The sequence below is a fragment of the Leptospira soteropolitanensis genome (assembly GCF_026151655.1).
In the GTDB taxonomy this organism is placed as follows: domain Bacteria; phylum Spirochaetota; class Leptospiria; order Leptospirales; family Leptospiraceae; genus Leptospira_A; species Leptospira_A soteropolitanensis.
On record NZ_JAMQPN010000002.1, the window covers coordinates 125,937 to 139,667 of the forward strand.

The 13,731-nt window shown below is 36.7% G+C and carries 12 protein-coding genes; 7 read left to right on the top strand and 5 right to left on the bottom strand.

All coding sequences use genetic code 11. The features are described 5' to 3' along the window. The gene (locus ND811_RS05295; protein ID WP_265351077.1) at positions 1–1,137 is read left to right on the top strand and encodes a DUF1574 domain-containing protein; all 1,137 of its coding nucleotides are present in this window, start codon (positions 1–3) and stop codon (positions 1,135–1,137) included. On the opposite strand, the gene ND811_RS05300 is transcribed toward ND811_RS05295, so the two are convergent. Beyond that, on the bottom strand, positions 1,134–1,733 hold the full coding sequence (locus ND811_RS05300; RefSeq protein WP_265351078.1) for a J domain-containing protein: 600 nt from the start codon (positions 1,731–1,733) through the stop codon (positions 1,134–1,136). The two genes, ND811_RS05295 and ND811_RS05300, sit on opposite strands and share 4 nt — an antisense overlap. A 63-nt stretch (positions 1,734–1,796) precedes the next feature. Here ND811_RS05300 and miaB point away from each other — a divergent pair, with 63 nt between their 5' ends. From miaB to ND811_RS05315, 3 genes are all read left to right on the top strand, one after another. Next, positions 1,797–3,173, top strand: coding sequence for a tRNA (N6-isopentenyl adenosine(37)-C2)-methylthiotransferase MiaB (gene miaB / locus ND811_RS05305; protein ID WP_265351079.1), 1,377 nt, complete (start codon positions 1,797–1,799; stop codon positions 3,171–3,173). Continuing rightward, entirely contained in the window at positions 3,166–4,758 is a 1,593-nt protein-coding gene (locus ND811_RS05310; protein ID WP_265351080.1) for an LptF/LptG family permease, read from the top strand. Before miaB ends, ND811_RS05310 begins: the two co-directional genes overlap by 8 nt. A gap of 71 nt (positions 4,759–4,829) precedes the next feature. Next, positions 4,830–5,660: a hypothetical protein gene (locus tag ND811_RS05315; RefSeq protein ID WP_265351081.1), complete on the top strand. Its 831-nt coding sequence runs from the start codon at positions 4,830–4,832 to the stop codon at positions 5,658–5,660. Here the strand turns inward: ND811_RS05315 and ND811_RS05320 are convergent. Then, on the bottom strand, positions 5,657–6,463 hold the full coding sequence (locus tag ND811_RS05320; protein ID WP_265351082.1) for an FcpA-related putative periplasmic flagellar protein: 807 nt from the start codon (positions 6,461–6,463) through the stop codon (positions 5,657–5,659). The two genes, ND811_RS05315 and ND811_RS05320, sit on opposite strands and share 4 nt — an antisense overlap. Before the next feature lie 51 nt (positions 6,464–6,514). Between ND811_RS05320 and ND811_RS05325 the strand changes: the two genes are divergently transcribed. Then, positions 6,515–6,970 (top strand): methylglyoxal synthase, encoded by a 456-nt coding sequence (locus ND811_RS05325; protein WP_265351083.1) that lies wholly within the window; start codon positions 6,515–6,517, stop codon positions 6,968–6,970. Here ND811_RS05325 and ND811_RS05330 read toward each other — a convergent pair. Next, entirely contained in the window at positions 6,947–7,417 is a 471-nt protein-coding gene (locus ND811_RS05330) for an SRPBCC family protein (RefSeq protein WP_265351084.1), read from the bottom strand. The genes ND811_RS05325 and ND811_RS05330 overlap by 24 nt on opposite strands. Between ND811_RS05330 and ND811_RS05335 the strand changes: the two genes are divergently transcribed. Further along, positions 7,408–8,004 carry a hypothetical protein gene (locus tag ND811_RS05335; protein WP_265351085.1) on the top strand — a complete coding sequence of 199 codons (597 nt, stop codon included), beginning with the start codon at positions 7,408–7,410 and terminating at the stop codon, positions 8,002–8,004. The two genes, ND811_RS05330 and ND811_RS05335, sit on opposite strands and share 10 nt — an antisense overlap. Here the strand turns inward: ND811_RS05335 and ND811_RS05340 are convergent. Beyond that, positions 7,961–9,997 (bottom strand): tetratricopeptide repeat protein, encoded by a 2,037-nt coding sequence (locus ND811_RS05340; protein ID WP_265351086.1) that lies wholly within the window; start codon positions 9,995–9,997, stop codon positions 7,961–7,963. The two genes, ND811_RS05335 and ND811_RS05340, sit on opposite strands and share 44 nt — an antisense overlap. Continuing rightward, on the bottom strand, positions 9,978–12,011 hold the full coding sequence (locus ND811_RS05345; RefSeq protein WP_265351087.1) for a 6-bladed beta-propeller: 2,034 nt from the start codon (positions 12,009–12,011) through the stop codon (positions 9,978–9,980). The genes ND811_RS05340 and ND811_RS05345 overlap by 20 nt, the downstream gene beginning before the upstream one ends. Positions 12,012–12,140: 129 nt before the next feature. Here ND811_RS05345 and ND811_RS05350 point away from each other — a divergent pair, with 129 nt between their 5' ends. After that, positions 12,141–13,730: a peptide chain release factor 3 gene (locus ND811_RS05350; RefSeq protein ID WP_265351088.1), complete on the top strand. Its 1,590-nt coding sequence runs from the start codon at positions 12,141–12,143 to the stop codon at positions 13,728–13,730. The last annotated feature ends 1 nt before the right edge of the window (position 13,731 follow it).

The window sequence follows — 13,731 nt, forward strand, 5'->3', positions numbered from 1 at the left end:
ATGAAGTTAAAGTATAAATTTCCTGTAGTAATCTATCCGATTCTTTTAGCCGCTTGTCTTTTTCTTTTGGATAAAATCTTTTTTTTGCCGATCGTAGTTGAAAACACGTATAGCTGGAAAAAGATTGAACGAAAGTTTTACGAATTAAAAGAAGACCTTTTTCTTGTAATGCTTGAGGAGAGAAACAAACATCCAGAAAAACAAATTGGTTTGATTTTAGGTAGCTCTCGTTCCGGAGAATTTGACTCCGAAATGTTGGAATCATTTTTCCCCAATACAAATTCCTTTAATTTTGCCGCTCCTTTTGGACCACCTAGTTTTCAGGCATATTGGTTAGAAAGAACCCTTGAGGCAAAACTTCCAATCCGTTATGTGTTAATCGAAGTTGATCCACTTTTATTCTCGCAATCGGCAATTGATTATTCCTTAAATGGCTCTTATGATAACGAATATGTTTTAAAACAAATTGATTTCTATCGCACAAAAACAAAGGATCCTTGGCTTACACAGGCAAATGGATTTTCTATGGATGAAGCAGAAGTCTATTTCTTAAAAAAGTTGTTTGCTTTATATAAATACCCATTAGATCCAACGGCAATCAAAGCAAATAATAAGGAAATTGAAGTTGGTTTTTTCCCTGGAATGTCTGTTGGGATTACTGGCAAAGAACATAAAAGAAATTATATTGATAAAATCAAATTAGTGAACCGTGTAAAGTTTGGTGCCCTTCCTAATGAGATTAAATTTGCCAATATGGATGTTTTTTTGGAAAGAGATGCAGAGGCGATGTACAATCAGTATTTGCGTGGAACCAAACTTGCACCCACACAAATTTATTTCTTTCACAAAATTTTGGACTTACTAAAGGGAAAAGATATTCCTGTGATCGTATATTTTCCTGCTGTCTCGGATGCATTGCGGAGAAGAATGAAAACGGACGGTTTGCTTGATAAATTCAATTCTGAAATTAAAAAAGCTGTTTCTCGTGCATCGGAAGTTCCGCATTCTAAATTCTTTGTGATAGATCCCAATACAGATCCTCGTTGGGTTTGTAAAGATTTTGTAGATTCACTTCACTTAAGTGGTGCTTGTTTTCCAAACTTACTTCCTATTTTGTTTCCAAAAGAAGTTCGTTAATTTCTCTTTTCCTTCCGTTTTTCTAATTCTTTTTTTAGAAAACGGAAGCGAAAGAATAGATACCCAAGACCACTCAGAAAAAGAAAAATTCCTGACCCCCAATTAGAAGTTACGTCCGACCACAACTTACCATTTTCTTTTGTTTCAATTAAGAATGAATGGTAAAGGATAAAGCCCGAATATACAAGAAGATTGAAGACCATATAAATTGTTGTTTTTTTTAGGATCCAGAGGGTATCTCCCATTTCTTCTCTGAACTTAGTAAATTCTTTTAAAATTTCTTGGTAAGATTTTTGGTGGCTAAGTCGGTAAACATCATATGCTTCTTCTATCTCTGGATCTTTTGCCTTTCCATCTAAAAGAACAAATTCAAAATCTAGGTGTTTGTCATATTCGGCTTTTTTTTGGGGATCACTGAGTGTGAAGTAGGCACGGGTAAGTTCTAAAATTTTTTCCTTAGCTTCCGGAATTCCGGCATTGTCGAGTTTTTGCCAAAATTCCAATTCTCTTGAATAAATAGCTTCTACGGTCTCTTTTGCGGATTCCTTTGTTACTCCAAGGATTCCATAGAAAGTCTCCCTTTTCGTTCGAGCCATATACTCCTTTTACCCCCCATCTTCTTTGCTTTACAAGGAAAATTTCTGGAAAAACATATCATTATGAACCCATCCTTGACTGAAATTCCAACCCTAGAGAGTCCCGTTCACTTGGGAAAGGTATACGTGGAAACCTACGGATGCCAAATGAATGAATATGATTCAGGTATCGTCAAGGAGCTGTTTCGAAAGGAAAATTATGAAGCAGCTGACTCAGTGGAAGACAGTGACATCATTTTTTTAAACACCTGTGCCGTTAGAGAAAATGCACACGCAAAAATTTATGGTAGATTACAATCACTTGGTTATTTAAAGAAAAAAAATCCAAACTTAGTTATTGGTGTACTTGGGTGTATGGCACAAAACTTAGGAGAGGATTTATTTCACCAGGAACTACCACTAGACCTCATTGTTGGTCCCGATAATTATAGAACATTACCAGAGCTCATTCAAAAAATCCGGGAAGGGGAACGAGATGTCCAACTAACAAGGCTTTCTCGGACTGAAACTTACGATGAATTAGAACCAAAAGTAGTAAATGGAATCCAAGCCTTTGTTACGATTATGAGAGGTTGTAATAATTTTTGTACTTTTTGTGTGGTTCCTTATACTAGAGGTCGTGAAAGAAGTAGAGAACCAGGTTCTATTGTAGCCGAAATTATTCAGTTACAAGAAATGGGTGTAAAACAAGTAACCCTTCTTGGACAGAATGTTAATAGTTATTCGTTTGAAAATACTGACTTTTGCGCCCTTGTGGAAAAGATTTTAGCGGAAACTACGATTGAACGCGTGCGGTTCACAAGCCCGCATCCAAAAGACTTTCCAGACCACCTGATTTCGCTTATGGCGAAAGAAGAACGTTTCTCTTCTCAAATTCATATGCCATTACAAGCAGGAAGCTCTAAGGTGCTTCGAGATATGAAACGTAGTTATACCAAAGAAGAATACTTGGATCTAGTAGCAAGCATTCAAGAGAGAATTCCGGATATTGGAATTACATCTGATATTATTGTTGGATTTCCTGGGGAAACAGAGGAAGAATTTCAGGAGACTTTGGAAGTCGTAAAAAAAGTGAAATTTGACATGTCGTATATGTTTAAATATTCCGAACGTGAGGGAACAATCGCAAAACGTAAGTTTATCGATGATGTTTCAGAAGAAACCAAAAGTAAACGACTCATTGAACTTGTGGAACTTCAAACCAAAATTTCTCATGAAAAAAATCAGTCCAAAATAGGAAAAGAGTTTTCTGTTCTCATTGAAAACACTTCCAAAAAATCCAAACTTGAGTTATGTGGTCGTTCCCATTGCGGTCGAATGATTGTATTCCCAATTCCGGAAGGTGAGTCAAAAGACCCAACAGATTGGATTGGAAAAACAGTAAATGTTTTGGTGGAATCTGCCACCAGTGCCACTTTGAAAGGAAAACTCGTTGGCTAAACAAGTCGATCTTAGAACCGTAAGGGTTTTCTCAAAAGACGATTTACCACCAGATTTTATGGTGGATACGGATCGTTTAGGAAAGTGGAAACGGTTTAAACCTTCTATTTTAAGAATTTATATACTAAAAGAAATTCTAAGTCCATTCCTTGTAGCCCTTTCTTTTTTTACTATGATCTATATGGCTGTTGCCATTCAAAAGATGATTGGTCTTTTTGTGGGTAAGGGTGTTGATTTCTTCCGATTGTTAGATTATATGGGTTATGTATTTGGAAATACATTACCAATGACCATTCCAATGGCTTGTCTTATGTCAGGTATTATGGCTGCAGGTCGTTTATCAGGTGATTCTGAGATTACTGCCATGCGGGCTTCGGGCGTTTCTTTTCCGTATATATATTCTAACTTCCTTGTATTCGGGTTTGTCATGACCCTGATTGTAGGGTATTTGAATTTTTATTTAGGACCAGAAAACACTCGTAAGATGAAGGATTTTGATAATTGGATTGCGACTTATAATCCGCTTCTTGCCATCCAACCTGGTCAGTTTTCCGGAGATAAAACTCAGGATTTTTTTTCCGAGAAGGGAAGAACCATGTATTCTGGTGGTATTGATACCGACGGAAATTTAAGCAATGTACAAATTCGAGAATGGTCCATTTCTGCTGACGGAAATGATTTTATCATGGTTAATAATTTGGCAGTGCCTATGGGCGGGTCTCGTATGTTGCAGATTATTAACGCCAGAGAAGGTATGTTAGTTGAAAAAAAGAACTTAGCTGGCGAGTTTGAAAAGTCAGTGCGGCTTCGTAAAGGATATGTGATCGAGTGGGATCCTGAAACTAACGCAATTGGTATCACCAATTTTATGGACGGGGAGATGGATTATAATACCCCAGCTAAAAAAGATACTAAGACTATGAGTATCAATGTAAAGCCAGATACCTTTTCCTTACCAATGTTATTTGAGATTCGCAATGCAATTGAATCAGAGGGACTCGAAAACATTCCGGGTTTAGAAATTTTGAAAGAATATGGACTTTCTATCAAAGGTGTGGGAGGTTTAAAACAAATGGTCGAACAATTTAAATACGATCTTTTAATGGGGGCAAGTAGTGGAAACCAAGAAGACATGGCACAAAAGTTTGCACTCTTCACTCAACTTTCCGAACTACTCAACGAATCGAAAAAAACTCTTACCGGTTTTAACGTAGAGATTCACAAACGGTTTGCAACTCCGATATCCTGTCAGATTTTTTTCTTTTTATCTTTTCCTCTAGGACTAGTCGTCAAAAGGTCCGGTAAAGGGATGAGTTTTACCTTAGCTGTCATTTTTCTTTTGATTTATTATGCATTTTTTATATTTGGATCAGGTATTTCTTATAAAGAGAACGTCCCTGATTGGGTAGGACCTTGGTCTGCTAATATCGTAATAGCTACACTTTCCATCTATATCATGATTTCTCGTACAGATGCAAAATTACCAGAATCCATTCGAAGCCGTCTTGGGTTTTACTTCCGGTTTCGGGACATTCTCGAGGAAAGAATGGAACTGATAAAAAATCGGTTCCGAAAAGCCAAATAAGGCAAAATTTGCTAGAAAATTCCACTTACTACAGTCCTATAGAATCAGCAGTTTAGTGCAGGAGATCTGGTTTGAAAACTTCTTACATTTGGAATATTTCTAATGGGCGACCTTTTCCGGTAGAACTTTGGAAACATTCAAAGATCAAGGTTCAAGTCAACCAAATGCAGTTGGAAGAATTGGGCCGAATTTCGATTACTCCGAATGATATTCATATTTTATTCCTCCAAGTGTCATTGGCAGAGTGGAAACAAATCCAACCAACAATCGTTTCTACGTTTGAAACAAATCCTTTTGTATCTTTGATTTTGGTATCCTCTGAAGATGGAGTGGACCAAATCCAGGATTCAGTTCAAAACCAATCGAAATATTTAGTTTTAGAAAATCCGCTTCATGTAAGGGAACTAAGAATGATTCTGGATCGTACCATCCAATCAGAATCTTACAAAGCTGCTGCTCTTGATATTGGAAATTCTTGTTTAGAAAACGTAGGATTTTTTGAAGGAGTTTTTTCCTTAGCGCATCAAGAATACGAAGAATCCAAAAAGGAAAATGAGGCCTTACGATCCATTTTACAATATGAAGAGCTAGTGAAACGTTCGCAAGCTGGTATCAGCACTGCTTTAGAAAAAGTGAATGATATGAAAAACCAGGAATTAATAGAACTTCATGAACGTGTAAAGGCAAGTCAAAAGTTGGATGAACTTCGCGAAAAAGAACTCAAACAAGCACTAGAATTACAAAAGGCAACAGAACAAGTGTTAAATTATTCTCGCATTGAAGAGATGAATTTAGATAAAATTTTACGAGCCCAGGATCGACTTTTTGAATATACCGAACAAGAGATTAAAGAATTGGTCGAAGAAAATCGGTCTTTAAAAAAGAAACTAGGTTTAATTTAAAAATCTCTTCCTACTTTTTCTTCTATGCTTGCATATTCTTTAGATTCGCGACCATAGTGGATTTCTGCAAATCGTAACAGATGTTTTTTCTTTAGTTCTTTGAACTCATAATAGAGTTCTTGGTTTTTAGATTTCATTGCAGTTTGTTCCATTTTTTCATAGGAAAGAGCTAATAATCTATGGGGTTCCGCCTCAGCTTCATTTTTAGAAGATAAGCCAATATAGCGATGTGTAAAATCGATTACTTGTAAATAATTTTTAAATGCTTCCTGGTGTTTGATATATTCTCTATAGATTCCAGATTTTAGATCAAGATAAGGATCACTTTCTTTCACCTTTGGATTTTCAATTTTGTCCAAAAGGTTCATTCCTTTGATCAATCGGGCGACTGTTTGTGTTCTTAAATCAAAGAGTAATTTCTGAAATTCCTTTTCTTTGTTTTCTTTTCTAATCTGTTTTTGCCATTCATACCGATCTTCGTAGTAAATTTCCTTTTTGGAATCATCCTTCCGCTTTTGGATATTTTTTCTACCTGATTCGAAGTAGTCGATAGCAGTTGCATATTCTTTGTTTGCTTCTTGCCAACGTTTTTCGGAATTTTTTTCATCCACTAATTCCAGAACTTTGATTGAATCCAATCTCTCTGAGCTATCCCCCCAGGGTGAACCTGATTCCGGAGTCGTGGGCAATATGGATTCTAGCCGATTTTCCTTTGCCGATGTTTGACTAATGTCTTTGGCGTTAAGGGAAATTGTTTCCAGTAAAATTAAAGAAATCCATAAAAATAGGATGGGAAATTTCATTTACAGGGAAACTTTCCTTGAATCCTAGATATTGGCAAGAACTATCATTCTATGGTACTAATTCAAAGAAAAATGGAGATCACAAAAAAGATCGTCCTAATTGCGCATGACAATCGAAAGGAAGATTTACTTGACTGGGTAAAGTACAATAAAGGGACCTTAAGTAAACATCATCTCTCTGCCACTGGCACTACGGGAAAATTAATTCATGAAGAAATCGGACTTCCTGTGTTTCGCTTCATTTCAGGGCCACTCGGAGGTGATCAACAGATAGGATCAAAAATCGTTGAGGATGGAATTGATTTTATGGTATTTTTCTGGGATCCCCTTTCTGCACAACCGCATGATCCTGATGTCAAAGCTTTATTACGGATTGCTGTATTGTATAATATTCCGATGGCTTGTAATCGGTCTAGCGCCGATTTTTTGATATCCTCTCCCTTGATGGAAAGAGAATACAGTCGTCAATTGATCGATTATGGATCAAGAATACCTACAAAGAATTAGTTTTGGTCGCACACCGAAGTGTTTTCCTGTAAGAGTATGTCGTTTATGAAACATAAAAAATAGGATGGGAAATAAGAGAATACGAGAAATGGTCCAAAAGTGGAAGTCGATTTGAATCTCTTCAGAGAGAATACAACGACCATCAGATCCATCTAAAAATCGATGTGTATGTTCAAACTTTAAAAAAGGACCTTTCTCTTGGTTATCTGTAAAAAATTCATTTTTTTGATAGGAAATGTGTTTTGCGACCCAGATCTTTTTCCAAAAAGGTAAGATGTTTATTTCTAAAACCACTTCTTCACCAGCTAAAAGAGAATTCGGTGCCTTTATGACTTTGATTCCGTTTGCTCCGCCAACTAAAGTTTCAAAACCGATTGGATCTTCGTGAAACTGGAACAAATCCTCCCTTTTTATAGGAAAACTAGATCTGTAAATGAATGTATTCATACACATTAGAAGGTAATAATTTAAAAATGATGTGGCTCCCGTTTAAAAAAAGAAAACAAGATTTAACAATTTCTTTAGAAGCTAAAAAAAGAATCGAAGTAGAATCGGAAAAACAAGGCAAACCCCAGGTTTTACTCCTAAACTTAGAACGTGACCAAAACGGACTGGGCTCTGTTCTTGTTGGCTTCACTGATAAAACAACTTCGGATCTTGGTTTGGTGCGTTGGCAGAACCAAACAGTTCAGAGACTTCTTTCTTTGGGTGAACTTCAATTTGAATCGGGAAAATTCTTTTTTTATCCGAATGTGGATTTGGTATGGGAAAAGACACCTCGCTCCGAGATTCATAAACTAATTTCCAATTATGAATTCACCAAAGACCGAATCTACTTAGAAGAAAAAGATTTTATTAAGTTACGTACAATTTTGTCAGAATGTTTTCAAAGAGAAGGCGTACGATCAGTTTATCTCCATCGAAATGTTTGCCAACTAGAAATATTAAATTTAACAGAAGAGAAGGAAGAGAAAATTTCTATGGAAATTCTTACTTATTTTTCTTCTCTGTTTGAGAGTCCGTGGAAAGAATAACATCATCTCCCGTTGCCAGTTCTTTTTCCCATCCTCTGGCATTGGGTTTCACCGAAGAAATTGATTTTCCTAGTTCGATAATTTCACCAGAAAATAGTGTTTTTCCTTTTCTTTGAAATTCCAACTTAGAATTTTTTAGTAATCCATCGTCCTTACCAAGAGATACAATGACTTCATCCTTTTTTACTTTTAATATTTTCCCTTCCTTGGGTAACAAATCTCTAATTCGTTCTGCAACGCGATGAATGATGGTGGGAAGACTATCCCTTCCTCTCTGGTTGGTTGACCAGGTAGCAATATCTCTCAAACTATTTCTATCATAAACAGAAACATCTAGCCGAATGTCCCCATCTTTAATTTGGTATCGTCCATGAACCACATAACGAATTTTTGTTGCGTTTTTCCTTTTTGAGTCAAGCAGGTGAAGGTTATCAACAGTAAAGGGAATGGTTTGGGAGAAGGGATGATAACTCATATCCTTTAGTAAATTGCGAATTAATTTAAACTCATCTCCTTCCACAACACGAACCGATTGCATCTGTTTTAAGTTGTATCGAAATGCTTCCGCAAGTAACCTACCTGCTTGTAAGTGATATGGAAATGGTAAACTTGACTCTAAATCAAAAACATAAACCTCTGGACTAAATCTTGGGATGTTTTCCTGAATTACATTCGGATCAATTTGGATGTATCCTTCTCGAAATTCTAATGATTCTTTTAAGTTTTTTATAGAGAACTCTAATTTGTTTTGGAGTTTAAAAGAATTAGGATCTTCTTCTCTAAGCCGAAGTAACAAATTTGTATATTTTGCAGTTTCTCCGGTCTGATTATAAAATTCCAATATTTCCTTTCGAACTGTGGGCGTTTGTGGACTAAGGTCTTTTGCACGCTTGAGATGGAACAAAGAACTTTTATGATACAAAGAATGTTTTTCGGAATAAAATCTATCTCTTCTATAATCTCCCAATTCGCGTCTTAATTTAGATTCCTCTTTTTCATTTGCTATAGAGTATTCTTCCGCTTCGAAACGTAGAATCTCATCTAAATCATCCAATTGGAGTGCTCTACGATAATGATATGTGGCAAATTTTGTTTCGCCTAATTCCCATGCAAGATTTGCTTCCAAACTATGATAAAGCTGATTTTCCGGAAACTCTCTTGCTAATTCATAAATGGTTCGAAATGCGCGTTTCTTAATATCTTTTTCACCGGTTAAGTTAGAGAGTATGATATCATGATAAACTGAATAAAATCTGGCATGTTCTCCCTTGGAATCCAAGTTAATTGAATTCTGAATGGATTCTTCTACTAATGGTAAAACTGTTTTTAGCTGATTCGGATAAAAGTAGCTTTGATATAAAAGAACTTTAGCTTTAAATGCAAAACCTTCTGGATCATTTGGTTCCTTTTTTGTATATAAATCTATTGCGTTAAAAGATTCTGTGTAATTTTGTTTTGTGAAATACAATTCTGCCAACATTAACAATAAGTCCGATGGATCCTCTAAGCGTTTTGCTAATGTTTTGATTTTAAAAATCGCAGAATCTAGTTTCCCCTGTTTTTGTAAGGATTTTGCTTCTGTGATTCGTAAACCCGTATGATTGGGAAATTCTATAAGTAGGGGACTTGTCAACTTCTCGATCGAACTAAAATCCGATTCTGATAAATAAATTTCTGATAAACCAATGATTGCTGGAATAAATTTTGGCTCACGATCTAAGATTTCCTTGTAAAACTTTTTACTCTCCCGAAGTGCTCCCAGTTGGAAACTACAGTCTGCAACTCCCAGTTTTGCCTCAATGGAGTTTCTATTTTTTTGAAGGGCTGATTGATAAAGTTGAATCGCCTTTCTACAATTATTATCCGATTGATACCTTTTCCCTTCAGCAATGTCTTCCAAAGCACTTGTCTCTGCGCTTAAAAAAGATACAGAAACAAATCCCAAAAAAAGAAAAAATAACCAAAATAAAGATTTAGCGAGGTTCCGGTACAAAATAACCTCCTTCATCGCGACCTTTAACCCCTCTATGTTCCACACCGATTGCCAGTTTGATATATCGGTTGATGAGCTCCGGATTTGTATCTGTTTTATAAGAAAGTATATAACGATAGTCAGTATGGGCTTTTAACTTTTTATATAATTCTCTTTCTTCACCCTCACCATCTAAAACAATATAGCGACCATTTGTTGGCCCAGTCATATCTGACCAGGATTCCTCTAGGTTAAGATTTGGATTTACCGACAAAACGTAAATTGGGATAGAATGAGCCTTGGCAAAAGCAACAATTCTAGATTTTTGGTATTGTAAAAAACTATCTTCTCTGCTTTCGCCAGATACTAAATAAACCAAGGCTTTAGGTCCTGTTTCTAAGGAAAGTTTTTGTAAAGCAGCTATACTTGCTTTGCCGAAATTATATTTTTCTTCTGGAACACTGTCTCTTATTTTTGCAAGGATATCTCGGAGGGAAACTGTTTCTTGTAAAATTAAGTTACTGTCTTTTCCTGCACGATACAACGAAATTTTATCCGTATCATGTAAAGAACGAAAGAATGGGAAAAGCCCGTCTTCAATGGAAAGTTTTCCTTTTTTTAATCCTTCGCTATTTTCAAAAATCATGGCAACAGTTAGTTTGTTATTTAATTTGTTTTTATTTGCTAACGAGAAAAGGGGGGTCATATTATCATTTTCGAATATTCGAAAACTCAAACGGTCTATGCCTACTATTTCTTTTCCCGCACGATTCCGAACTCGTGTGTAAATATGGATATCAGGGAATCCTGATGTATCAATGGATTCGATTTTAAGGTCTAAGTTTGAAAGTAGGTGGTTTTTTTGAGAAAAAATATCAATTCTATGTTTGCCAAAATCAACAAAATAGAGACTACCAGTGGAATCCATATTAGTGGCAAAGGGACGAAATAATACTCTATATACTCCCTTTTTGTCTCTAAACTTACTTAGTTGTCTCCACTCACCATTTAACAGGGAGTAGGTCCATATTCCGGTTAACTCATCTGTAAGAAAAATTTGATTATCTAAAATTCGAATACTTCTTGGTTTTTTCCATTCAGATTTTTCAATCACGTTGAGAGTGTTTCCATCACTATCAAAAAGGATGACACGAAGATTATCTTTATCTACTACATAAATTTTACCATCGTGGATGGTAATGCCTGAAGGATTTGCTAATTTGGAATTTCCGAAACCTTGGAATTCTAATATGAACTTTCCGGCAGGATTAAATTTTTGAATTCTTGCATTTCCTGAATCAGCTACAAAGATATTCCCACTCGAATCTACATAAAGTGAAGATGGGCCTCTAAATTGACCTTGCCCTTTTCCGGAACCTCCAAAGGAAGAAAGAAAACTTCCAGAAAGGTCAAAGATAAGGATTTCGTCCCGGGCAAAATCAGCGACATAGATTTTTTGTTGGTAATACGCTAAGGATACAGGACGATCAAGTTTTCTTGTAATTCCGCCACGCCAGTTGGAAATAGGAGATCCTGCTGCATTGAATTTAATAATATTAGAAGTGTCAAAACCTGCGACGTAAAAATTTCCATCTTCATCAAAAGTTATGTCAACAGGATTCCGAAACCTGTATCCACGAATGGAATCTCCTTCTATCGTTTTGAAATAAATTTTTTCTTTATCAGAGACTCCGCCTGCGATGGCTAATCGTAGAGCTTCGATTTTGTTAATAATTAATAGATCATTTTTTGCTTTTGCAGTTAGAATTTCCAACTCATCAAGTGCTTCTTCCCATTCACCTAACAAATAGTAATTATTTGCGAGTTCAAGGCGGGCTAGGTGAAAATCCTTTTTTAAATTGACAGCCCTTTGAAATCGTTCTTTTGCAGCAGAGTATTCTCTTAAATTCTTGTAAGTCAGTCCGCGTTTGAATTCTTCCTTGGCATTCTCTTCGCCTAAGGAAAAGTTGGGAAAGTCCAGAGGGAGAACTTGTGTACTTACGAATAGAAAGAAAAATGATAATAACTTTCTCAAAAGACACTCCCTCTAACCCCAATCTAATGGGACATAATTTGTAAGTCAACCCCTTCCTTGGGATTGGTAACCGGTATTTCTCTTTATTCTCGACAGAATCTCAAATTTAGACAGGATGGAACTCAAGTTATGTCTCCCGAACTGATAGAAAGAGAAGTCCGTCGCCGAAAAACCTTTGCCATCATTGCCCACCCCGATGCGGGTAAGACCACTCTCACCGAGAAGTTACTGCTCTACGGAGGTGCCATCCAACTTGCTGGAGCCGTGAAGGCAAAAAAAGAAGGGAAGTCAGCCACCTCTGATTGGATGGCAATGGAGAAGGAAAGAGGGATTTCGATCACATCAGCAGCACTCCAGTTTGAATATAAAAATAACATTCTAAACCTTTTGGACACTCCAGGCCACGAAGACTTTTCGGAAGATACCTACCGTACCCTTATGGCTGCTGATACTGCGGTTATGGTTCTTGATGCTGGTAAGGGCGTTGAACCGCAAACCATTAAACTTTTCCGAGTTTGTCGGGACCGAGGAATTCCTATCATCACTTTCATCAATAAGATGGATCGTCCTACAAAAGACCTTTATGCGCTTTTGGATGAAATTGAAAAAGTCCTTGGAATTAAGGCCGTCCCTGATGTTTGGCCTCTCGGTACTGGTTTTGATTTTAAAGGAGTTTATGACCTAAGAGAAGAGCAACTGTACCTTTTTGATCGTACTCCAGGGGGAAAACAGAAAGCGGTTTTTCGTATGGCAGGACCAAATGATCCTAGTCTAGATGAACAATTCGATGCAGAAATTGTATCGGCATTTCGCGAACAAATAGATTTGGTCGAAAGCGGAATTGGGCAAGTTGACAAAAATTCCTTTTTACTGGGAAAGGAAACACCGGTATACTTTGGTTCGGCGGTCAACAATTTTGGAATAGAACTTTTTTTAAATAAGTTTTTAGAATTAGCTCCAGGACCTGATCATATACCTCTTAGAGATGGAAACTATTTGGACCCAGTGAATGCCCCATTTAGTGCATTTGTGTTTAAAGTACAGGCTAACATGAATAAGGCCCATAGGGATCGAATTGCCTTTTTAAGAATTTGTTCAGGTGTTTTTGAACGGGGCCTAAACGTAAATCATAACCGTTTGGACAAACCAGTAAAACTTTCTTCCAGTTTTGCATTTTTTGGCCAAGATCGGAATACAGTCGATACAGCCTATCCCGGTGACATCATTGGACTTGTGAATCCAGGGACCTATAAAATTGGAGATGTATTATCCACAGGGAATACTCCGCCGCTCCGACCACTTCCCAGTTTTGCGCCAGAACTTTTTGCCACAATTTCATGTAAAGATACCTTACAGTTAAAATCTTTTAAAAAGGGATTAGACCAATTAGCAGAAGAGGGAATTTTACATCTCTTCACATCACGAACCATTGGTGGGGGTGTTCCCATTATCGGTGCTATGGGAAAACTTCAGTTTGAGGTGTTCCAACGTCGCCTAAAAGATGAGTATGGAGCCGACACAACCATTCATATCTTGCCTTATGGAATTTCTCGTTGGGTAAAAAAAGAAGATAGACCAAAGATCCCATCGAATGCAGGACTCGTGGAAGATTTATTCGGTAATATGGCTCTTCTTTTTGATACAGAATGGGATATGAATTATTTTCACAAAAATAACGAAGGTATCGAACTTTTGGAGAATCCACCTCTGGAAGATTGAT

Bases quoted from the DNA above. Each gene is read 5' to 3' on its own strand.
- ND811_RS05335 (WP_265351085.1), top strand. From the start codon at position 7,408: ATGTATTCATACACATTAGAAGGTAATAATTTAAAAATGATGTGGCTC.
- ND811_RS05320 (WP_265351082.1), bottom strand. From the start codon at position 6,463: ATGAAATTTCCCATCCTATTTTTATGGATTTCTTTAATTTTACTGGAA.
- ND811_RS05325 (WP_265351083.1), top strand. From the start codon at position 6,515: ATGGTACTAATTCAAAGAAAAATGGAGATCACAAAAAAGATCGTCCTA.
- ND811_RS05350 (WP_265351088.1), top strand. From the start codon at position 12,141: ATGTCTCCCGAACTGATAGAAAGAGAAGTCCGTCGCCGAAAAACCTTT.
- ND811_RS05330 (WP_265351084.1), bottom strand. From the start codon at position 7,417: ATGAATACATTCATTTACAGATCTAGTTTTCCTATAAAAAGGGAGGAT.
- ND811_RS05295 (WP_265351077.1), top strand. From the start codon at position 1: ATGAAGTTAAAGTATAAATTTCCTGTAGTAATCTATCCGATTCTTTTA.
- miaB (WP_265351079.1), top strand. From the start codon at position 1,797: ATGAACCCATCCTTGACTGAAATTCCAACCCTAGAGAGTCCCGTTCAC.
- ND811_RS05300 (WP_265351078.1), bottom strand. From the start codon at position 1,733: ATGGCTCGAACGAAAAGGGAGACTTTCTATGGAATCCTTGGAGTAACA.